The organism is Paenibacillus sp. S02 (assembly GCF_019454065.1).
In the GTDB taxonomy this organism is placed as follows: domain Bacteria; phylum Bacillota; class Bacilli; order Paenibacillales; family Paenibacillaceae; genus Paenibacillus; species Paenibacillus polymyxa_B.
This window is the reverse complement of record NZ_CP073682.1, coordinates 3,317,425-3,338,142: the sequence shown is the minus strand read 5'-3', so window position 1 is coordinate 3,338,142 and position 20,718 is coordinate 3,317,425. Positions and strand designations below refer to the sequence as shown.

At 44.2% G+C, this 20,718-nt stretch carries 25 protein-coding genes and 1 pseudogene; 22 read left to right on the top strand and 4 right to left on the bottom strand.

The genetic code is table 11. The features are described from left to right. The first annotated feature begins 7 nt into the window (after positions 1–7). The 13 genes from KAI36_RS14715 (at position 8) to KAI36_RS14655 (ending at position 12,714) form a co-directional block, all read left to right on the top strand. On the top strand, positions 8–856 hold the full coding sequence (locus tag KAI36_RS14715) for a class I SAM-dependent methyltransferase (RefSeq protein ID WP_220025262.1): 849 nt from the start codon (positions 8–10) through the stop codon (positions 854–856). Beyond that, the gene (gene miaA, locus KAI36_RS14710) at positions 840–1,820 is read left to right on the top strand and encodes a tRNA (adenosine(37)-N6)-dimethylallyltransferase MiaA (RefSeq protein ID WP_220025261.1); all 981 of its coding nucleotides are present in this window, start codon (positions 840–842) and stop codon (positions 1,818–1,820) included. The genes KAI36_RS14715 and miaA overlap by 17 nt, the downstream gene beginning before the upstream one ends. Positions 1,821–1,840: 20 nt before the next feature. Beyond that, the gene (gene hfq, locus KAI36_RS14705; RefSeq protein WP_023989043.1) at positions 1,841–2,086 is read left to right on the top strand and encodes an RNA chaperone Hfq; all 246 of its coding nucleotides are present in this window, start codon (positions 1,841–1,843) and stop codon (positions 2,084–2,086) included. A 190-nt stretch (positions 2,087–2,276) separates the two neighbouring features. Continuing rightward, positions 2,277–4,937, top strand: a complete 2,661-nt coding sequence (locus tag KAI36_RS14700; RefSeq protein WP_220025260.1) for a PBP1A family penicillin-binding protein — start codon at positions 2,277–2,279, stop codon at positions 4,935–4,937. 164 nt (positions 4,938–5,101) lie between these two features. Continuing rightward, positions 5,102–5,659 (top strand): ribonuclease FAU-1 family protein, encoded by a 558-nt coding sequence (locus KAI36_RS14695; protein ID WP_013310580.1) that lies wholly within the window; start codon positions 5,102–5,104, stop codon positions 5,657–5,659. Then, positions 5,656–6,351, top strand: coding sequence for a YdcF family protein (locus KAI36_RS14690; RefSeq protein WP_220025259.1), 696 nt, complete (start codon positions 5,656–5,658; stop codon positions 6,349–6,351). The genes KAI36_RS14695 and KAI36_RS14690 overlap by 4 nt, the downstream gene beginning before the upstream one ends. Before the next feature lie 115 nt (positions 6,352–6,466). Next, positions 6,467–7,450 carry an AAA family ATPase gene (locus KAI36_RS14685; protein ID WP_025718768.1) on the top strand — a complete coding sequence of 328 codons (984 nt, stop codon included), beginning with the start codon at positions 6,467–6,469 and terminating at the stop codon, positions 7,448–7,450. A gap of 113 nt (positions 7,451–7,563) precedes the next feature. Further along, the gene (gene hflX / locus KAI36_RS14680; RefSeq protein WP_220025258.1) at positions 7,564–8,850 is read left to right on the top strand and encodes a GTPase HflX; all 1,287 of its coding nucleotides are present in this window, start codon (positions 7,564–7,566) and stop codon (positions 8,848–8,850) included. Between the two features lie 111 nt (positions 8,851–8,961). Continuing rightward, a complete protein-coding gene (locus tag KAI36_RS14675) occupies positions 8,962–10,215 on the top strand; it encodes a methionine gamma-lyase family protein (protein WP_013310576.1) in 1,254 nt (417 codons plus the stop codon). A gap of 83 nt (positions 10,216–10,298) precedes the next feature. Next, a complete protein-coding gene (locus KAI36_RS14670) occupies positions 10,299–10,712 on the top strand; it encodes a MerR family transcriptional regulator (protein WP_007430683.1) in 414 nt (137 codons plus the stop codon). Positions 10,713–10,829: 117 nt separating this feature from the next. After that, on the top strand, positions 10,830–12,158 hold the full coding sequence (gene glnA / locus KAI36_RS14665; protein ID WP_013310575.1) for a type I glutamate--ammonia ligase: 1,329 nt from the start codon (positions 10,830–10,832) through the stop codon (positions 12,156–12,158). Between the two features lie 211 nt (positions 12,159–12,369). Then, on the top strand, positions 12,370–12,513 hold the full coding sequence (locus tag KAI36_RS14660) for a hypothetical protein (protein ID WP_346730209.1): 144 nt from the start codon (positions 12,370–12,372) through the stop codon (positions 12,511–12,513). Positions 12,514–12,588: 75 nt separating this feature from the next. Then, positions 12,589–12,714 (top strand): hypothetical protein, encoded by a 126-nt coding sequence (locus KAI36_RS14655; protein WP_258298089.1) that lies wholly within the window; start codon positions 12,589–12,591, stop codon positions 12,712–12,714. A gap of 28 nt (positions 12,715–12,742) precedes the next feature. Here KAI36_RS14655 and KAI36_RS27350 read toward each other — a convergent pair whose 3' ends face one another. Continuing rightward, positions 12,743–13,105 carry a DUF6199 family natural product biosynthesis protein gene (locus KAI36_RS27350; protein WP_258382176.1) on the bottom strand — a complete coding sequence of 121 codons (363 nt, stop codon included), beginning with the start codon at positions 13,103–13,105 and terminating at the stop codon, positions 12,743–12,745. A 691-nt stretch (positions 13,106–13,796) separates the two neighbouring features. Between KAI36_RS27350 and KAI36_RS14645 the strand changes: the two genes are divergently transcribed. Continuing rightward, positions 13,797–14,015 (top strand): hypothetical protein, encoded by a 219-nt coding sequence (locus KAI36_RS14645; RefSeq protein ID WP_220025257.1) that lies wholly within the window; start codon positions 13,797–13,799, stop codon positions 14,013–14,015. 60 nt (positions 14,016–14,075) lie between these two features. Here the strand turns inward: KAI36_RS14645 and KAI36_RS14640 are convergent, their stop codons facing one another. Continuing rightward, complete coding sequence (locus KAI36_RS14640) at positions 14,076–14,402, bottom strand: hypothetical protein (RefSeq protein WP_071641211.1); 327 nt, start codon at positions 14,400–14,402, stop codon at positions 14,076–14,078. 136 nt (positions 14,403–14,538) lie between these two features. Here KAI36_RS14640 and KAI36_RS27610 point away from each other — a divergent pair. From KAI36_RS27610 to KAI36_RS14620, 5 genes and pseudogenes are all read left to right on the top strand, one after another. Further along, positions 14,539–15,176: pseudogene (locus tag KAI36_RS27610) on the top strand (hypothetical protein). Positions 15,177–15,377: 201 nt separating this feature from the next. After that, positions 15,378–15,737: a YdcF family protein gene (locus KAI36_RS14630; protein WP_220025256.1), complete on the top strand. Its 360-nt coding sequence runs from the start codon at positions 15,378–15,380 to the stop codon at positions 15,735–15,737. Positions 15,738–15,794: 57 nt separating this feature from the next. Next, positions 15,795–16,250 (top strand): DinB family protein, encoded by a 456-nt coding sequence (locus KAI36_RS14625; protein ID WP_220025255.1) that lies wholly within the window; start codon positions 15,795–15,797, stop codon positions 16,248–16,250. Between the two features lie 402 nt (positions 16,251–16,652). Beyond that, on the top strand, positions 16,653–16,871 hold the full coding sequence (locus tag KAI36_RS27605) for a hypothetical protein (protein WP_309137801.1): 219 nt from the start codon (positions 16,653–16,655) through the stop codon (positions 16,869–16,871). Further along, positions 16,825–17,178, top strand: a complete 354-nt coding sequence (locus KAI36_RS14620; protein ID WP_346730184.1) for a DNA methyltransferase — start codon at positions 16,825–16,827, stop codon at positions 17,176–17,178. The genes KAI36_RS27605 and KAI36_RS14620 overlap by 47 nt, the downstream gene beginning before the upstream one ends. Here KAI36_RS14620 and KAI36_RS14615 read toward each other — a convergent pair. Continuing rightward, a complete protein-coding gene (locus KAI36_RS14615; protein WP_220025254.1) occupies positions 17,163–17,720 on the bottom strand; it encodes a MepB family protein in 558 nt (185 codons plus the stop codon). The genes KAI36_RS14620 and KAI36_RS14615 overlap by 16 nt on opposite strands. Before the next feature lie 485 nt (positions 17,721–18,205). Here KAI36_RS14615 and KAI36_RS14610 point away from each other — a divergent pair, with 485 nt between their 5' ends. Both KAI36_RS14610 and KAI36_RS14600 read left to right on the top strand, forming a co-directional pair. Further along, positions 18,206–18,967: a collagen-like protein gene (locus KAI36_RS14610; RefSeq protein ID WP_220025253.1), complete on the top strand. Its 762-nt coding sequence runs from the start codon at positions 18,206–18,208 to the stop codon at positions 18,965–18,967. A 491-nt stretch (positions 18,968–19,458) separates the two neighbouring features. After that, positions 19,459–19,599: a hypothetical protein gene (locus KAI36_RS14600; protein ID WP_220025252.1), complete on the top strand. Its 141-nt coding sequence runs from the start codon at positions 19,459–19,461 to the stop codon at positions 19,597–19,599. A gap of 64 nt (positions 19,600–19,663) precedes the next feature. Here the strand turns inward: KAI36_RS14600 and KAI36_RS27735 are convergent, their stop codons facing one another. Next, the gene (locus KAI36_RS27735) at positions 19,664–19,873 is read right to left on the bottom strand and encodes an IS3 family transposase (protein ID WP_481856523.1); all 210 of its coding nucleotides are present in this window, start codon (positions 19,871–19,873) and stop codon (positions 19,664–19,666) included. On the opposite strand from KAI36_RS27735, the gene KAI36_RS27335 reads away from it, so the two are divergent. Continuing rightward, complete coding sequence (locus KAI36_RS27335) at positions 19,817–19,951, top strand: hypothetical protein (RefSeq protein ID WP_258297037.1); 135 nt, start codon at positions 19,817–19,819, stop codon at positions 19,949–19,951. The genes KAI36_RS27735 and KAI36_RS27335 overlap by 57 nt on opposite strands. Positions 19,952–20,718: the final 767 nt, after the last annotated feature.

The window sequence follows — 20,718 nt, the reverse complement described above, 5'->3', positions numbered from 1 at the left end:
TATATATATGTTGCAGGATCGGGAAAACCGTGAAGAAGAGCAGTCGAGCCTACGGGAGAAGCAAGTCGAATTACTGGTCACGACAGGGGATTCCCCCTCGGCTGAGGTTATGGAGCGAGCGAAGCTGCTTGCAGCCGAGTTAGGGGTGCTGTATGCCCCTCGTCGTGGCATATCGGTAGCTAAGCTAATCGCGGCTCACAAAGTCCGCCAGGCATTGGTACTGGTGCAGGGCGGAGTGAGACTGATTAGCCCAGAACAATCACCGATGGTTTTTCACCCGAGCATGGGCTTCATTCGCGCCAAACGAGTATTAAAGGGTGAACCTGACCCGATGTTGACGGCTGCCCGGATCGTCCCGGGTGATACTGTGCTGGATTGCACCGCAGGACTGGGTACGGATTCTCTTCTATTTTCAATTGGAACGGGAAGCTCTGGACAAGTCACGGCTGTGGAGAGTTCTTTCCCCGTCTATGCTTTAATCAAGGATGGAATGAGGCATTACCGTTCCGGCAACGCTGAAGTAGATCAGGTCTTTTCCAACATTGATGTTCGTTTTGGTCATCATTTGGACTATTTGCGTAGTTTGCCGGATCGCAGTATAGATATTATTTACTTTGACCCTATGTTCCGTGATCCATTACTCGATTCCAGCGCAATCGGTCCATTGAGAGGGTTGGCTAACCCAGACGCGTTGAGTGAGGAAAGTATTATTCATGCGAAACGGATTGCACGAAAAACAATTGTATTAAAAGAAAAACGGGGTAGCGGGGAATTTGCCCGCCTCGGCTTCCGTGTGGAGCAGCGGGGCACAACGAAAACAGTGTACGGAGTGATTGATATTGACAGTGGCACCTAAGCCTAAACTACTTGTTCTTGTTGGCCCGACTGCGGTTGGCAAGACGAAACTAAGCATCGAGATGGCTCGACAATTTGACGCAGAAATTATTTCCGGGGATTCCATGCAGGTATACCGTCATATGGACGTTGGAACCGCCAAAATTTCCGAACAGGAAATGGAAGGAATCAAGCACCATTTAATTGATATTCATGAGCCTGAATACCCATATTCAGTAGCCCAATTTCAGGAAGACTGTCGTCGTCTCATACCTGATATACAATCTAGAGGAAAGCTACCGTTTATCGTAGGCGGAACAGGTTTATATGTAGAATCAGTCTGCTATGAATACCAGTTTTCCGAGGTAGGGGCTGACGAAGCTTTTCGTCAGGAACAGCTTGACTATGCCGAACAGTTTGGAGCTGAGGCGCTTCATGCGCGACTACAGGCGGTTGATCCCGAAAGTGCACTTCGTCTGCATCCTAATGATCGTCGTCGTGTCGTTCGGGCACTGGAAATTTACCATGTTAGCGGAACGACACTTAGCTCTCAACTTGCCAGTCAAAAAAAGGAATCTCCCTACCAACTCTGCATTGTAGGTTTGACAATGGATAGGCAAATGCTATATAAACGTATTGAAGACCGAATTGACGGGATGCTCGATCAAGGGCTTGTTGCTGAGGTAACCTCCTTAATGGAACGGGGAGTGCGAAGCGATGCCATCTCCATGCAAGGTCTAGGCTATAAAGAGATATCCTCCTACCTGCGGGGAGAAGTGTCTTTGGAAGAGGCGGTGACTTGGCTAAAACGGGATACGCGTCATTTTGCGAAGCGACAGCTCTCGTGGTTTCGCCATATGAAGGATATCCAGTGGGTAGATGTCACTGATTTCGGAAATTTTTCTGCTCATGCAGCCCGAATACACGAAATTATAGCAGGAAAGTTCCGGACAGACCTTGAATATACTTCAAAACAATCCAAATGATTATTGGGGGTACGGCTAAAATGAACAAGTCCATTAATATCCAAGATACGTTTCTGAATCAATTGCGCAAGGATTCTATACCTGTAACGGTATACCTCATCAATGGATTTCAGGTGCGAGGGACGATTAAAGCATTTGACAATTTTACGATTGTTATCGACTCGGATGGAAAGCAACAGCTGATTTACAAGCATGCCATCTCCACCTTTACACCGCAACGCAATGTATCGCTTGTACAGCAACAGGATAACGCTAGCGATAACTGATTACGGCTTGACGGTCGCCCGGGTTCATGAAACTTTTCAGGCGTCCGTCTCGTCTAACTGTATAGGAATGTGACCGGGAGCAACCTGATCAGGGTTGTTCTTTTCATTCCGTTTACTTTCATGCTGCCGACAGCAAGCTTTAAGCTTATGTTAGGTACCATATGATTATTCGCGAAAGGGAGTCAGGGGAATGCCAAACGATTCATTGTCCAGATCCGGCAATCGCAATAGAAACACATCTAAAGAGAAGCCGAAGGGCAAGAAAAAGAAAATAACAGGTAAGCGAGTGGGGTGGACGCTATTTATTACAGCGGCGTTAGCCATATTTTGCGCACTTGGTGGATATTTATTTGTCATGGTTAATGGCGAAAAAATTTACAAAGCCAACAAGGACAAAATTACAGTTAACGAGACATCGAAGGTTTATGACCGCAATGGTGTGCTCATGGGTGAGTTGTCTGTGCAAAAAAGCGATCCTGTCAAAAGTGGAGAAATTCCACCGCTGCTCAAAAAAGCATTTATCGCAACCGAGGATAAGCGTTTTATGGAGCATCAAGGGGTTGATATTTGGTCTATCGGCCGGGCAGCCGTTAAGGATATCGTGGCCCGTTCGGCAGTGGAGGGCGGCAGTACGCTGACTCAGCAGCTGGCCAAAAACTTGTTTTTGACACGTGACAAAACCTTTTTCCGTAAAGCGACAGAGGTATCCATCGCAATGGCGCTGGAGCGGAATTTGACTAAAGATGAAATTATTACACTCTACCTGAACCGGATTTGGTTTGGACGCTCGTATTCTGGAATTAAGGCAGCGTCGGAAGGCTATTTTGGGCAAACGGATTTGAATAAATTAAAATTGTGGCAGGTCGCTACACTGGCAGCTATTCCAAAAGGGCCATCCAAGTATAATCCGATTAGTAACCCGGAAAATTCAAAGGCCCGGCGTGCTGTGGTTCTCCAGCTGATGTTTGAGCAGGGAATGATTGGGAAGCAGGAGATGGAAGAAGCCAAGGCTGTAAATTACGATTACAAACAGCCGGAAAAAGTTCAAAAGTATCAAAATTTTATGGAATATGTCATGGATGAGGCAGAGGATGCATTGCCAGGAGTTAGCGGCAATGATCTGATTATTGGCGGTTACAAAATTCATACCACAATGGATGCCCAGGCTCAAAATGCGCTGGATCAGGCGATGGCAGATGATGACATGTTCGAAAAAAGTCCTGACGATCAGCCTGTTCAAGCCTCGATGGTCATTATTAACAACCAGACAGGTGGAATTGCCGCGATGGCACCCGGACGGGATTACAAAAAGGGAACCTTCAATCGTGCGACACAGAGCCGCAGACAGCCAGGATCGGCCTTTAAGCCGATTGTAGCCTATGCGCCAGCTCTTGAATCCGGTAAGTTTACGATGGATACCCCTTTGAGTAACGAACGCCAGAGTTTTAACGGATACAGTCCGAAAAACTTGCATGGTTACTCGTCGACCATCAGCATGCTCGACGCCATTACGAAGTCTGAAAATATTCCGCCTGTATGGTTGCTGAACCAAATCGGTGTGGAAAAAGGGGTTCAATTTGCCGAGAGCGTAGGCATTCCGATGGACAAAAATGATCACTCACTTGCTATCGCATTGGGTGGATTAAGCAAAGGAACGAATACCCTTGAAATGGCGCAGGCGTACAGCGCTTTTGCCAATAAAGGACAATTCCAAAAAGCTTATTCTATTAAGCAAATTAATAATAGTGATGATCAAGTTGTTTATACTCATGAAGAGGAAACTAAATCTGTAATGAGTGAAAAAACGGCTTATGAAATGACACAAATGATGCAAAATGTAGTCAATAGCGGTACAGGTCGCAAAGCACGTATTGACTGGCCTGTAGCTGGTAAAACGGGTACGACCCAAAGTGGAATTAGCGGTAACAGTGGTAACCGGGACATCTGGTTTGTCGGTTATACACCGGAATATACCGGAGCGGTATGGATGGGTTATGATAAGCCGGACAGCAAACATATGCTTAGAAACTACAGTGGGCAGTCGGCAGCCTTTTTCGGAAGGGTCATGGGTGATGCTCTCAAGGGACACCCGGTTACGCAATTCAGCGAGCCGAAGGGATATGAACCACCAGTTGAGCAGAAGCCAGAAGAGCCGGTTCAGGCTACCGCTCCGAGCGGACTGAGCGGGTCTTATAGTCAGGACACCCAAATTGTATCGTTGTCCTGGACTGCGGCGACGGGTGATAATGTACAATACCGCGTGTATCGCAAAGGGACTTCCGATACAGGCTTTGCGGCAATCATGGAGGCCATGAAGGGCACGAGTGGTGAAGACACGTCTCCTATAGCTGGAAACACGTATGAATATTATGTAGTAGCTTATGGGGCGGATGGTAAAGAATCCGAAGCTTCTAATACGATCCGTGTGGAAATTGCGGGAGAGACAACTCCGGTTGATCCACAGCCAGGGACTGATCCAAACGAGAATGGAACCTTACCGGATAATGGCGGGGCTACAGACGGACAAAACGATACAGATCAGGGAAATACAACTCCTGGCGGTACCAATAACAATAATGGCTCAGGTCAGGTTCCGGTATCTCCTGGAGATACTAATGGGAATGGTGCTGGAGGCACAGGTAGCAATAGTGGCAATTCCGGCAATGGAAACGATACTAATCAGGGAAATGGTCAGACTACTACGCCGGATGCAGGGATTTCTGATGAAGATACTATGGTAAATCCAGAAAATACGGATGCATCTACGACTGAAGTCACAACCGATGGAACTCAAGAAGGCAATTCCAACGGTCATTCGAACTCCAATCGTGGACGTCACAATCGGAATTAGCAAGTATTGCTTTATGCAAGTTGAATTTGCTTCAAATCAAAGGTATTCTCGGATCAGTTCACGGTCCGAGAATACCTTTTTTGCTGTTTTAAAGGGGTTCTTTTTGAGTGTACAGTTTAAATATGGTAAGCTGGTTTTACCAATGTTGGAGAGGAACATCATTTATGAAGCGCAAATTCGGAGACCGGGCCAACTGGCGCAGAATCACCAATCGCAAGTTTGCTTGCCGGTATGTAGAAAGTGACGCGTTTACAGGATATGTGACCCTGTATACAATTTTGAGTCTCAAGGAGCCGTTATGGAAAAGTTACGGTGGTCATACGTTTTGCATAGCCGATAAAGGATATTCCTGGCTGCAATATTATCCAAAAGGTGAGCACTATGTGGTGACTGCTATGTTTGACAATCGGGAGCAAATCGTTGAATGGTATATTGATACCTGCCGAAATCAGGGTGTGACCGATCAAGGAGTCCCATGGTTTGACGATTTGTATTTGGATGTTGTGGTGCTTAAAAACGGTGAAATCTTCCTAGTGGATGAGGATGAATTGGAGGAGGCGTTACAACGGGGGCATATCTCAACGCAAGAGGCAGAATTAGCTAACCGTACGGCGGCTGATGTGTTACATCAGATAGATGCTCACGTGTTCCCCTATTTTAAAATGTCGCTGAAACACCGGGCAGAATGGTTTCACAACGGTGATTTCAAGAGAGAACGGTGAAAGTTTTGCAGTGGATTAAAGACACTGGGCCCAAACGTCCTGAGTTGAAAAGCAGGCAGAGTCGCCTTAAGAAAATATCTATGGTATCCAAGCGTCTTGTACTTTGTTTGATGATTTTCATTTTGGTCGGATTGGTATGGGCAGGTATCCGAGTGTGGAACATGAATACGGCCGCCTCTACCACTCCGCTCCAGCAAGTGCAAATTGGTATCGTACTAGGTGCTTCTATGTGGGGAGCTGAGCCTAGTCCTGGATTGAAGGAGAGGCTGGAAGAAGCCTTGCGCTTATACCGCAACGGGACGGTACAGCGTCTAATTGTAAGTGGGGGACTAGATAAACCAGATTTTCCGTATACGGAGGCTGAGGGCATGCAACGCTATTTGGTAGATAGAGGGGTCCCTGTACAGCATATTGTGTTGGAAAACCATGCGACCAGTACTTACGAAAATCTGCTCTATAGCCAGCGTATCATGAAAGAATATGGCTGGACCTCCACCGTGATCATCACACATAGCTATCATGGACCTCGGGCGATGGAGATTGCTCAATTCTTGAATTTTGATCATCCCCAGATGGCTCTGACGGAATCCAAAGTGCTGAATATGCCAATTCATCAATCAAGAGAAGTATTGGCATACGCTAAATGGACGCTGCAGCGGTGGTGGATCAGCGCTCAAACTTGGGTTGCCTGAATTAAAGAAAAGGCTTTGTGCACGTTCCCGTTGCTTTTATGCTAATAAGGACATGCCAGACCGAATACATTAATAGGGTAAGCTGTGCCTGAAGAAATGTTGAGGTGATGGATGCATGAACGGACGGGGAATCGCCGCGGGCAAGCGGTCGGAGGAGAGACCTTCCAGACAAATTAATGTCGTGCTGCGTAGCCCGGAGCCGATAGCTTCGGTGACTGTGGACGAGACGGAAGCAGTGGCTTCAACCAAGTCACAGGCGCTACCGCAGTATCTCAGTCTTTATCAGGAAATTCAGAAAGAACTCGATCATCTCGTCGGCTTGGATAACATCAAAGACCTGGTATTTGAGGTATATGCCTTTTTGCAAATCGCCCATATGCGCACGGATGCGGGATTGTTGAGCAATGCACACGTATATCACATGATTTTCAAAGGAAATCCAGGTACGGGGAAAACGACAGTAGCCCGCATTATCGCTAAAATGCTGCAAAAAATGGGGGTGCTGAGCAAAGGTCATCTGATTGAGGTGGAGAGGGCTGATCTGGTCGGTGAGTATATTGGCCACACGGCACAAAAAACGCGAGATCTGGTAAAGAAATCTCTTGGCGGCGTGTTGTTCATTGATGAGGCTTACAGTTTGGCACGCGGAGGGGAAAAGGATTTTGGAAAAGAAGCGATTGATACCTTGGTAAAGTCCATGGAAGATCAAAAAAATCAATTTATTTTGATTCTCGCTGGATACTCGGGGGAAATGGACTTTTTTTTACGAACGAATCCTGGTCTTCCTTCTCGCTTTCCAATCCAGTTGGATTTTCCTGATTATACTGTGGATCAGCTTATCCAAATTTCCGAGATGATGGCCAAGGAGCGGGACTATATTCTCATGCCTCAGTCCATAATTAAAATGAAGGAGCATTTGCTAAACGAGCGTAATGACAGTCTTCATGCATTTAGTAATGCACGCTATGTTCGTAACGTGATTGAAAAAGCGATTCGGCACCAAGCTGTCAGGTTGCTCAATCAGTACAGGAGCGGGCAACCCGGCAAGCAGGAATTGATGACGCTGCGTCCAGAGGATTTGAAAATGGACAAAAGATAGGCGATAATAGGAATCTGAATCACATCGAATGGTATGACATCGAACGGGGGCCGGCCTGAACATCAGGTCGGTCTCTGTTCGAGAGTTGACATGAAAATAAAGGAGCAAACAATATGGCGAACTCCACTCATGATACACAAACTGAAATGCAGGACAAGGCGGTACTGGTCAGTCTGATTACGGATGAAGTCAAACGATCTGGCATCAATACGGAATACTCGTTGGATGAACTGGTGAAATTGGCTGAGACAGCGGGAGTTGAAGTACTGAGCGTCCTGACACAGAATAAGGAAGCCAAGGATTCAAAATGGTTTATTGGCAAAGGAAAAGTAGAGGAATTGCGTGCAGTTGCTGAAGAATTGGGAGCGAATACAGCTATTTTTGATCAGGAGCTCTCGGGGGCCCAAGTACGGAATCTGGAAGAAAGTCTGGATCTCAAAATTATTGACCGGACACAGTTGATTCTGGACATTTTTGCTCAACGTGCAAAAACACGGGAAGGTATTATTCAGGTTGAACTGGCGCAGTTGTCATATTTACTCCCCCGTTTGTCTGGACATGGCAAAAATCTCTCGCGTCTCGGTGGCGGAATCGGAACACGTGGTCCTGGTGAAAGCAAGTTGGAGACAGACCGTCGTCATATTCGTGACCGAATCAGTGATCTGAAACGCCAACTGGAGGAAGTGACCCGTCACCGGTATTTGCACAGGGAGCGCAGACAAAAGAGTGGTATTGTTCAGGTCGCACTTGTTGGCTATACCAATGCGGGCAAATCGACGCTGTTGAAGCAACTGACAGCAGCCGATGTATATATAGAGAACCAACTGTTTGCGACGCTGGATCCTACCTCCAGAACAATGGAGCTACCGAGTGGAAAAGAAATTATTCTTACGGATACGGTCGGTTTTATCCAAAATCTTCCTCATGATTTGGTTGCTTCCTTCCGGGCTACTTTGGAGGAGGCGAATGAGGCTCATCTCATTTTGCATGTCGTGGACGCTTCCTCGGATATGCGAGACGAACAGATGAAAGTTGTAGAGACGATCTTGCAGCAGCTAGGGGCTGCGGACAAGCCTCAGATCGCATTATTTAACAAAAAAGATGCCTGTACCCCTGAGCAACTGGAAATGCTTCCTTCTGGGGAGGGCTATTTGAAAATTAGTGCTTTTGATGAAGGGGATTTGCTGCGCATTCGTGAACTGATTCAAGAGCATCTGAGTGGGGATACGCTGAGATTTCGCATTCCCGCGGAACGTGGAGATTTAACCTCGGTGCTTTATCGAATCGGAGATGTACTGCTGACAGAGTATGATGGCAATGATGTCATTTATGAGGTTGAGATTCAAAGAGGCGAGTACGAAAAGTACGGTCATGCACTCAGCGAGTTCACAGAAGGTTAACATCTAATGATGTTTTTGGGTCAATAAAATGATAATGCTCATCGTTCAAAGTGAACAATAATATAACATGAATAGCCTAAGGCTGCGTAAGAGAGAGGGTCAAGAAGGTAAATGGTAGTTTTTAGTCCAGAAATTCAGCAAATTCAGGAAACGGCAGAACATAAAATACAAGAACGTATACAGCACATAGATCATATTGTAGATTCAAATCAGTGGAAGGTAATTCAGGCATTCCAGCGGAAGCAAGTGAGCGATTTTCACTTTGCGGGTTCTACGGGATATGCTTACAATGATCGGGGCCGTGAGGTGCTGGAAGAAGTCTATGCGGATGTGTTCGGTGCGGAGGCAGCGTTGGTGCGTCCGCATTTTGCCTCGGGCACTCATACAATTGCCACTGCTTTATTTGGTGTGCTGCGTCCAGGGGATGAACTGTTGTACATTACTGGAAGACCTTATGATACCCTCCACAAAGTGATTGGTAAGCCAGGCGACGGAACAGGATCATTGCAGGATTTTGGTGTTACTTATGGAGAAACCGCACTGACAGCGGAAGGTAAAGTGGACTGGGAAGCGGTGGAGGCTGCGATCCATGCCAATACCAAAGTGATCGGTATTCAGCGTTCACGCGGTTATGATTGGAGAGCTTCGTTTAGTGTAGCAGATATTGAAGAAATGACAGCACGTGTGAAGGAAATAAAACCTGACGTCATTGTCTTTGTTGACAATTGCTACGGTGAATTTACCGAGAAGCTGGAACCTACTCAGGTCGGTGTCGATTTGATGGCAGGTTCGTTGATTAAAAATCCCGGTGGTGGCATTGCAGAAACGGGTGGATATATCTGCGGCAAACAAAAGTATGTAGAGCTAGCATCCTACCGATTAACTGCACCTGGAATCGGTGGAGAAGTAGGTGCCATGCTAGGTACTACACGAGGCATATTTCAGGGACTATTCCTTGCTCCAACACTGGTTGGGCAAGCGGTTAAAGGGAGCGTATTCGCAGCTGCGGTCTTTGAGGAGATGGGATTTGAGACCAAACCTGCCTGGCATGAAGAGCGTACGGATTTGATTCAGGCTATTTCTTTTAGTGGACCAGAGCATCTAATAGCTTTTGTACAGGGCATCCAGCGTGCAGCTGCCGTGGATAGCCATGTGGTGCCGGAGCCGTGGGATATGCCGGGTTATGAGCATCCAGTTATCATGGCTGCAGGTACGTTCATACAAGGGGGAAGTTTGGAACTATCCGCAGATGCTCCGATTCGTGAGCCTTATATTGGTTACATGCAAGGGGGCTTAACCTACTCTCATGTTAAATTTGGAGTGCTTATGGCTCTGCAAACGATGAAAGAACGCAAATTATTGTGAGTTTTTCTAACATGTCATTGACACTTTGCATCAGCTAAATGTACAATAAGGTGAATAATAGATCACTGGAAGGTTGATGACAAATGGGCGACGAAATTCGCAGAAATATGGCCTTATTTCCAATAGGTATTGTCATGAAGCTAACGGACTTGTCAGCACGTCAGATTCGTTATTATGAACAGCATAACTTGATAGTTCCTGCCCGTACATCGGGAAACCAACGTCTTTTTTCTTTTAATGACGTAGAGCGTCTGCTTGAAATTAAGGCGTTGATCGAGAAGGGTGTTAACATTGCGGGAATTAAACAAGTCATGAATCCGGTTACCAAGGAATCGGAGGAAGCTACGGTTATTACTGCAGATACGGAAGTCAAACGCCGTGAAATGTCCGATACTCAGCTTCACCGCTTGCTGAAACAACAACTTGTTGCAGGCAAAAGACCAGGACAGGTTTCCCTGATCCAAGGCGAATTATCACGGTTCTTCAATAAGAGATAATGCTTTGACTTACCTCTTGGTATAAGGTCGCTTTACTTTAAAATCCGGTCTCATCATTTAAGTAATTTATAGAACAACCGATTCGTATATAGTCGTTACAGAAAGGGAGAGGTTAGAGTGAGTTATAGCAGAGAAGATATCCTTCGGATTGCGAAAGAAGAAAATGTTCGTTTTATTCGTTTGCAATTTACAGATTTGCTGGGCACTATTAAGAACGTTGAAATTCCGGTTAGTCAACTGGAAAAAGCATTGGATAATAAAATGATGTTTGACGGATCTTCCATAGAAGGTTATGTGCGTATTGAAGAATCTGATATGTATTTATATCCGGATTTGGACACTTGGGTTGTATTCCCTTGGGTAACCTCGGATCGTGTAGCTCGTTTGATCTGCGATATTTACAAGCCTGATGGAGTTCCGTTTGCAGGTGACCCGCGGGGCATCTTGAAACGTGTACTTAAGGAAGCAGAAGAGTTGGGATACACTTCGATGAATGTCGGACCAGAGCCTGAATTCTTCTTATTCAAAACGGATGAAAAAGGCGAGCCGACTACAGAACTGAATGACCAAGGCGGGTATTTTGACCTGGCTCCGATGGATCTGGGTGAAAACTGCCGTCGTGAAATTGTACTTAAGCTTGAAGAGATGGGCTTCGAAATTGAAGCATCTCATCATGAAGTTGCACCTGGTCAGCATGAAATTGACTTTAAATATGCAGATGCAATTAAAGCTGCCGACCAGATTCAAACGTTCAAGCTCGTTGTTAAGACGATTGCTCGTCAGCATGGTTTGCACGCTACCTTTATGCCAAAACCTTTGTTTGGTGTAAATGGCTCCGGCATGCACTGCAATCAATCGTTGTTTAAGGACAATGAAAACGTATTTTATGATGAAACGGACGAACTCGGATTAAGCCAGACGGCCCGCCACTATATGGCTGGTATTCTTAAACATGCACGTGCAATGGCAGCGATCACGAATCCAACGGTAAATTCTTACAAGCGCCTCGTACCAGGTTATGAAGCGCCTTGTTATGTGGCTTGGTCTGCAAGCAATCGCAGTCCAATGATTCGAATTCCCGCGTCTCGTGGTCTGAGCACTCGTGTCGAAGTTCGTAACCCTGACCCGGCGGCGAATCCTTATTTGGCCTTGGCAGTGATGCTGAGAGCAGGTTTGGATGGTATCAAACGTCAGTTGGCTCTGCCAGCTCCGATTGATCGTAACATTTACGTGATGTCTGAGGAAGAGCGGATTGAAGAAGGCATTCCAAGTCTGCCTGCAGACTTGAAAGAAGCTTTGTCTGAGCTTATTCGGAGCGAAGTTATCTCTGACGCACTGGGCGACCATGCTCTGGCCTACTTCTATGAGCTTAAGGAAATTGAATGGGATATGTATCGCACCCAAGTGCATCAATGGGAACGTGATCAATATCTAACGCTTTACTAAAATGTGAAATCCCTTGGCGCTCTAAGCGTTGAGGGATTTTTTTGTGTGTGGGTAATCCCTCCGTCATTTGAGACTAATTAGTTCTCCCCCATAATCTCCCCACAAAAAAATATTATTGAAGTGGACGCTCGGTAAAAGACTCATATTTTTTCCATGCTATTCATCTCTATTTTTTTGGAGATGTGTGCATAAACGTGGGCTGTGAAAAAAAATTAAACTTAAGTTGAATGCAAAATATGTGTTGGATGCCTTGAAAGTCTTAGAAAACGAAGTCATTACACTCGGGTATACTGGCTCTTCTAAGCTACTCACACTCCAAAGTGATGAGTCGAGTTTCTACATTGTTCTTCCTTAAAGGTGGCTGGTTAGATGAGTAAATACTATGCGAGAAAAATGATTTTTACTACTTACTACAGCGGCAGGCCGGTCTTTGAAGATTAAGGGAGTTCGATTGCTGGAAGCTATGGATGAGAGACAGATTTCTGTTTTTGAAAACGTGAGCAGTGACATTTTGGGAGTCGCCGCCGAACAGCAAGTGCCTTATGGATGTGGGTAATTTGAGGATTGAAAACAGATAGTTGAACTTACAGGAATATAACCAAAAGTCCACATGTTAAAAAGAAGAACCCAAAGAGAATCGATACAGAGCCTCTAAATTTCATGTCATCAATGTAAGCATCACTTGGTTCTGAGTCACCTTTGATCTTCCAGGCTTCGTTTGCACGCCATCCCCAGGTGGGATTTCGTTTACTTAAAATACCAAGCGAGAAAAAAATAATCGCAATAAGAATAAGCATGAATCCCATTGGATCAGCCCCTTTAAGTAAACTATACCAAAAAAGAACGACAGATGGAAAGTATCGTCCCTCAAGGACAGATGGAAGACAAATAAGAAGGCTTTGCCCTCCATGTGATGGTGTAATTTTAATCTGAATAGGCAACCGCATTAAAACTTTCTATTCCTATTCGGGTGGCATCCGCTGTGCAAAATAGATATAAGGTATACACCAATTCATTTGATGGTGGTAGAGGGACATTGTAATCGGAAGCATTGATGGTGACGACCTGTACAGCGTTGGGATTTGCTTCGGAGACACTAACAGAGTAAAGAGCGTAAGCAAGAGGAGAGTCGAGAGTGCCTCTAACAATAGAAATAGCAATAACGGAGTTAAATGGTGGAGTAGTCTTATGCAGAAGATATTCAGTGTTGAGGGCTTGATGGATATGCCTCTAAGCTAATACGGTGTATTGCGTCATTAATGGACCCGAAGGGTAGATAGGAAGGAAGGATACAAGATGGAACTTAGCGAGAAACAGTTGGAGAATGTGAGCACGCTTTGGGCTTAACTTACAACAAGAAGCCGACAAAAAACAATTTTTACTGTGACGCGGTCGATAGGTTTGGAATGATCTTGTTGCTAAAGGGTTAGCTACAAAACGAGGCGGATGGGATGAGAAAAGTGCATATTTCCGGCTGACATATGAAGATGCGAAGACCGTTTATACAAAGCCAATGCCATGAAAGTATTTTGGAGCATTGCATTAAAAAGTTTTAAACCCATAGGGGACAAGAAGGAGGGCAACTTTCCATAAGGGGGAGAGACACAATGCATCCCCTATACCAAAGGAGAGGTATACATGTCACTGACAGTCGAACAATTGGACAATGAGATTGCTTTAAAAAGAATTATCAATCATGCATTACATGTGTTCCCTAAATCCTTACACTCCATGATCTACGCTTATACCTCTATATTAGCAGCATTACTGTTATTTATAGGTGTAGTAAGTATAGATAGGTATATCCTAATAGAGACGGTGCCGCCAAGCGAGGTGAGTATAAAATATGGCAGATAATAACGATGAAAAAAGTAAGCACTTATGAAAAAAGTGCTTACTTTAGAGTTGTTTTTATTATTAAGGGAGTATTTTGTAAACGAAGCCTTGATATAATGGGCATACTCTATGGTTGCCTTTTTGTTGCCATTTATACAAATAAAGATCTCCTGCAAAGCCTCCTTCTATGTAAAATTTTGAAGTTGGAACTGTCGATTTCTTATCCTCATTAACCGTTGCACCTCTGATACCAGTGACCCATTTGCTGTTCTTTTGAGACGGAGTATATGATGTCTCAGAAGAAATATTTGCTGAAGTTTGGGGTTGTTCTGCAAAACCTAAAGACGGTACAGACAATGCCCCAAGAAGAACTGTGCCAGCAGCCAAAGCAATAATAGATTTTTTCAAAAGTAAAGCCTCCTTAGTTTGTTTATCTTCGTATGCAAACTATGGTGTAAGGTTATTATAGTGTTTCGATTTACATTTATCTACCAAAAATAACGATTTCACCAAATTATCACATTCTATAAAGGAATGATAAACGATGAATGACGATCAAATGTGTATAGTTAATAGTCTTGAAGATGAGTCTTCTGATACGCAAAAGATAATCCAGGTAAACTTTTTTTTCGGACATTGAGCAGGAAGATATTCGAAAAACAAAGTGGCTTCTTAGTAAGTATGTTGATATGATCGACGTGATCAAAAACTATGAGTTTGCTCTCCAGCAGATTGAAAACGGAATGTCTGCGTATGAGTTACTTTCCGCCGAGGGGGCAATTGCAAAACGAGAGTCAGGTCAGGAGTTAACGGCAGATGTAACAGCAAACGCTGTAATCCTAAAGGACAAACGGCATATGAATTGAAAATTCTATCAGTTCATCACAAACAATGTCCGCTTCGCCGTAAACAACATGAGGGATCCACACGAGGACTTGCTGCTAAGCTGCTGTTCATAGACGGTAAAAAATATCTCAAGGCCCAGCAGTATATGGAGAAGGGATACAGAAAAGATGTGCCTGGTATCTAGCTACGACATTTGCAGATAAACGACGACGAGCGATTGTAAATATAGCAAACAGTCTTAAAATTAATCGGACTTTGGATTTTTTGGTTATTGACTATGGTCGGGGCCGTGACAAGGAAGGCGAAATCGGACTTAGGATGCCAGAAGTAAATTAGACCGTAAGGGCTTAAGCCTTTGCGGTCTTTATTGTAGGTGTCAGAAGAAAATAAAGTTCTAGACAGAAAAATAAAGTAATAGTCTGACGATGCTTCATTAAGCTAATGGGCAGGATAATTTAACCAAATAACGAATAGATAGTCTTTGAATACTTCGAAAATACTGGATTCCAGGGGCGTTAATACTGAGGATTTCTTCATATGTCATTCCCCTTTGATTGTATTAGTGATTTTATGTTTTTCAAAACGGAGTTGGAACAGTCAGACATTATATTAATTCCAGGAGCAAGTCATCCTCAATTAATGGAAAGAGTCGCAACATTGTACCAAAGCGGTATCGCTCAATTTATTCTACCTTCTGGTGGTACGATCCCTCATGTAGAAACAACCGAATGGGAGTTTCTAAAAAATGTCGGGGTAGCGTTAGGAGCACCTTCAGAATCATTACTTAAAGAAGATAAAGCAACTAATACCTTTGAAAATGCACGTTTCTCCTTGGAAGTGTTACAGCAACAAGGAATTCACCCAAAAAAGGTTGTTTTAGTTCATTCAAATGATTAAACTAACGGATAACAGTAGGTTCAAGTAATCGATGAGACGAAGAGGGGGGGGGCCGAAATGAAGACGATTAAGTGCATGATGGACCACCTGTACTGGGCGGACGGACGCATCTTGGATGTGCTTGAGGAGAGTGAGACGAAGAACAAGGACCTTCTGAAGCTGGTTCGGCACGTCGCGGTCGCGGAACGAATCTGGCTGTCCCGATTGGAGGGTAAGGGCAGCGTGCAATATTCGTTGTGGGAGGAAGTGGAAAACCTGACAGCGATCCGGACGATTTTCGAAGAAAACGCCGAGCAATATCGCGTCTATATCGAAGGGCTCGAGGAATCCGAGTTGGACGAGATGATCGACTATGCGAACCAGAGCGGGGTTCCTTTCCGAACGTCCGTCCGGGACATCCTGTCGCAGGTCCTCTTACATGGGCAATATCACCGGGGGCAGATCAACCGGGCACTTCGGATCGAATCGGCAGAGCCTGCCCAAGTCGATTACATCACGTTCGCGAGGCTCTAACAGGGCCTAATAATCACCATTACTCGGAATGGGATTGGTATTAAACTAACGGGAAACGTTAGTTTAATGGAACAGCGACAGTCTAGGACCTTTATTTTCTCATCCTTGGTTGTCGCTGTTCTAATTTCTAAGGTCAGTCTAAAACTTATTTTATGGAGTTTTCTTCGAACAATAAAGTTGTGTACTAGCGAGTCAACTGCAATTATTTTCCCCTGTGCGATATACAATAAAGTTGTGTACCAAAATCCAATATTTGCGATTTATATTTTTTTAATATTCTAAAAATATGTACGTTAAACCCTTATAAATATGTTCTCCTGTCTTTAACTTTTCAAATATTTCTTTACCAAAATACCGCTCTCTATTTAAACCAAAGCAGCCGTCCTGATTTTAGCAAGCCTGATGACACTTGTTCATCAGGCTTTTGTTTCTACTAAGAAACATACTTTTGTTATTGTAGAAAGAAAATTTGAGGATGCTATGAATGCTGCTTTCTTTGGTTGGGCACAGTATCGTTTTAAACATGAACCGATCTTTTACGCTCATCTGAATAGCAAGGCTCCAGCCCGATACGGTGATCGGAACACAGACTACGGTATGGGAGGCTGGTCTTCCTGTTGAGGAACCGCTGCCTGGGACAGTATGGGAAGTTTCACGAGGCAATGTAAATAAGTATGTTCACCCCACTCAGAAGCCCCTTGATCTACTAGCTATTCCAATTATGAATAGTAGCCAGCATAGTGGCGTAGTTGTCAATTTCTTTGGCGGCAGCGGCTCTACCCTTATGACCTATGATCAGTTTGACCGCTGTTGCAGGACCATGGAACTGGACCCAGTATGTGATGTGATTAAAATGCGATATCAGCAGGCGGCCGGCATGGAGTCGGTACGTCTTTCTAATGCTGCAACACATTATTCTAACTCGTAAAGTACGTTTGCACGAGAAATGTCTATTGGTTTGTTTACAGGTATGTTAAGAAAATACTTTAACTGCCATGTCTGAGTTTTTTGAGCCTGAAGGCTTGTAGGCGTGTCCCATGGTGGATAAATACGTATTGCTCTTTTACCACCTTCACCTTTGTTAGATAATATTTTATGTTTAATCAGAATGGATTTTGGGAATACAAATTGCCCCAAGCTACTGTCTTTACGTGCACTAATAACCAAAAAGTCGATTGGATCTGATACGTCATAGGGTTGTATTGGTCCATCCCCAATTCTCTTATATATAGTCACAAATTGCCCGATCTTTTTTGGAGTTGTCTTTGCAATACGGAATCGTATAGAGTGGGCATTTAAATTAAAGAAGTAGGCCCCATAGTCAGCGTTTTGTTTTTCTGGAATTGGTCCAGTACATTTAAAATTGCATGGATTATAAACTGAAACTTTAGCGGCAAGCAGGTCGGTATGAATCTTATCAGATGCTGTCCAAGAATTTTGGTCACCAGAAGATATTTCTTTGTTAACCATTGTTATTTATTCTCCCCCATATATAAAACCGTTGTTTAACGTAGCATTCACTATATTAATGTAACCGCAGATGGTTCACAAGTTTGGTGTATATTCTGCCTAGTATAAATAAAAAGGGAGACGCGTGAACGTCTCCCCAATGACAATGGAAACAGACAACGAATAGCAAGAGACACTACTACAGCGCGAAATAGAGATCGTCGAGGGTATCCTTGATCAATGGCGTAGTACCAAAAGATTGTTAAGGCTGGCATAGCTCAGTGGGTCAAAGACCTACAGGCTAGAAATATAAAAATGCAGATAGTGCAGAATCTGGATCGGTTGATTGAACTGGATATTAAGCTTCAGAAGGATGAGCTGTAATAATGCTAACACGATAGAGTCAGACCTATGCCTATTTTCCCAAGATGAAGTCAACAGCCCAATCTTTTTGGTTAATTGCACAATAAGCTACTTTGACTAGACTTTGGAGGTGATCGTTAACTATGTTTCGACATTATTATTGGCAAAAGAAAATGCATCGGAGAAAATTTAGAAGATGTGTAGTTAAAAAAGTCAAAGTTTTACCGAAAGTTATTGTTAAAGGGATCCGAGGACCTCAAGGACCTCAAGGACCACAGGGACCACAGGGACTGCCGGGACCACAGGGAGTTCCAGGCGCTCAAGGCCAGCAAGGGCTACAAGGTTTTCAAGGAATTCCTGGACCAACAGGACCAGCAGGAGCAGTAGGACCAGCAGGACCAGTGGGACCGGCAGGAGCGATAGGTCCAGCAGGACCAGCGGGAACGGTAGGGGCGGTAGGACCAGCAGGAGCAACGGGGGCAGCAGGGCCTGCAGGCGCCGGGATATCAGACTTCTTAAGTGTTTTCCGAGCAGATCCTGGTACGGGAACTGATACAGTTCCGGGTAACTCACCAATTACCTTTACTGGAGTTTTGGCTAATGTTGGTGGTGCATTTACTTTCACTCCTCCATCTCCAACGATAACAATCAACGAAACGGGGAGCTATCTAATAGATTTTACAATTCATAACCAAGGGAATGCTGACTTTAACCTTACCGTAAATGGATTCCCTGTTACCCCTGTTCCTTTCACGGGTAACGGTGGCGGACCAACTTCGGCAGAAGTCATTATTACTGTAGGGGTCGTTCCTACAACTATTCAATTAGTAAATGCAAATGCAACCCCAGCCCAACTTCATAACTTTACCAATACTACTCTTACTATATTAAAGTTGACTATTTAAGCCATTCTTAATGATATATAGAACATTATATGTAGCCGCTTTAGAAAAGACTGTACGATTTCATATCGTCAGTTTGTCTAATTACACTCATAGTAAGCAGACGTATTTATGGGGGGGATTGTGTAGCATGGTAAAAAGCAATGATATTATTCAGACATAGAAATATGAATGCTAAGAAGGTCAGGAAACTTTTCCTACCTTCTTTTTTGTTGTGACAAAATAGGAACTATTGCTTTGATCCGTCAGGTACGACAACTCATGAGCGGCAATCAATATAAATTTTCTTTTTCGATTGGTTGCGAAAAATGGGAAGCTACAGAAGAACGGGCCGAGGTCGATTGGCCTAAAGTTTAGGCATTGCATAAGGAAGCCTTTAATCTTGTGTTGGTAGAAGGACTGACGGAGGATGAATACGAAAATGTAGATGAAGAGGGCATTAAGGAGTTGGACGCCCTCTTAGAACGATTTCTATAAGGAGTCGTTTCCACCTGATGAAGATTATGAGCCTGACGACGAAGAAGGCCAAGAACAGAAACCTGAAATTCGAAATCATTCTCCACGGTGGTAAGGTAGAAAATAAAAAGCCGAAGAAGGTCAAGTCGCTATCTGATCTTGGTTTCTTCGCAAAGTAAATTAAGAAGCATCCGCAATCATGAAGTGACCCCTGTCAAGCAGACAGCTATCAAAAAGCAATAATTAAGCAGCCTGAGTCCTGTATTCATAAGGAGTCAGGTTGTTTAGTTTCTCTTGAAAGCGTTCATGGTTGTAGAAATGGATATACTTCTGGATGGCATGCTCCACCTGTTGAGCTGAATGGAAGGAGTGGAGATAGAAACACTCGCTTTTAAAATGACTGAAGAAGTTCTCTATACATGTCTTGTCCCAGCAGTTCCTTTTTCGGGACATGCCCTGTATTCCGTATCGCTTGAACAGGCCGGTATATTGGCGAGAGGTATATTGAAATCCTTGATCGCTATGCAGTAACACCTCGCGCGTCCTGTCGCTTCTTTGCCTTTTTCACCGTATCTAACACCAGGCTCAAATCTTTCTGCGGCTGATCTGGTAGGCAACAATTACGTTGTTAAGAAGATCCTGAATCGCGGAAAGGTAGAGTCTCTGTCCATTGAACATGAGCTAAGTGATGTCCGTTACCCACTTTTGATTCGGCTGGCCAGCCTTAAACTCCCGGTTCAGATGATTGCCAGAAACGACGTAGGCTACTTTCTTGCCATAGTAGTACGATGCTATGTCCCTTACTAAGCAATTCTTGGATCACCGCAAACTTTTTACTCTTGGGTACAGCATCCATTCCTCCTTTCACATCTGCAAGAGCCTTTTTAGCATTTCATTTTCCGCTTCGAGGCGTTTCAGCTTGACCTCCGGATATTCGGGTCGTGTTCGAGGTCTGCCGATGCCTGGCCCTTTTGCTTTGCCTTGTTTTTCCTCTAGACCATTAACTTACTTATCTTCTCTTAGAAAAGGAAACCGGGATCGGCAAGAATACATGGATCTGGCGTATACCTGAAGCAATCCATGATTTAAACAAGCGAATCCCAAGGACTATCGGATTAACAGAAAATGATGATGAATACTTTCCAAATATTGAACAAATATTTGAAGTTTACAAAAATGACAAGAACAAAATATTTAACGAGCTTCACTTCATCGAAGCAACTTTCATTTAGCATTATAATGAGGCTAAGAGTCTAAAAGAGGAGCTTAACCAGCCTAAAGATAATTTGATTATGCTT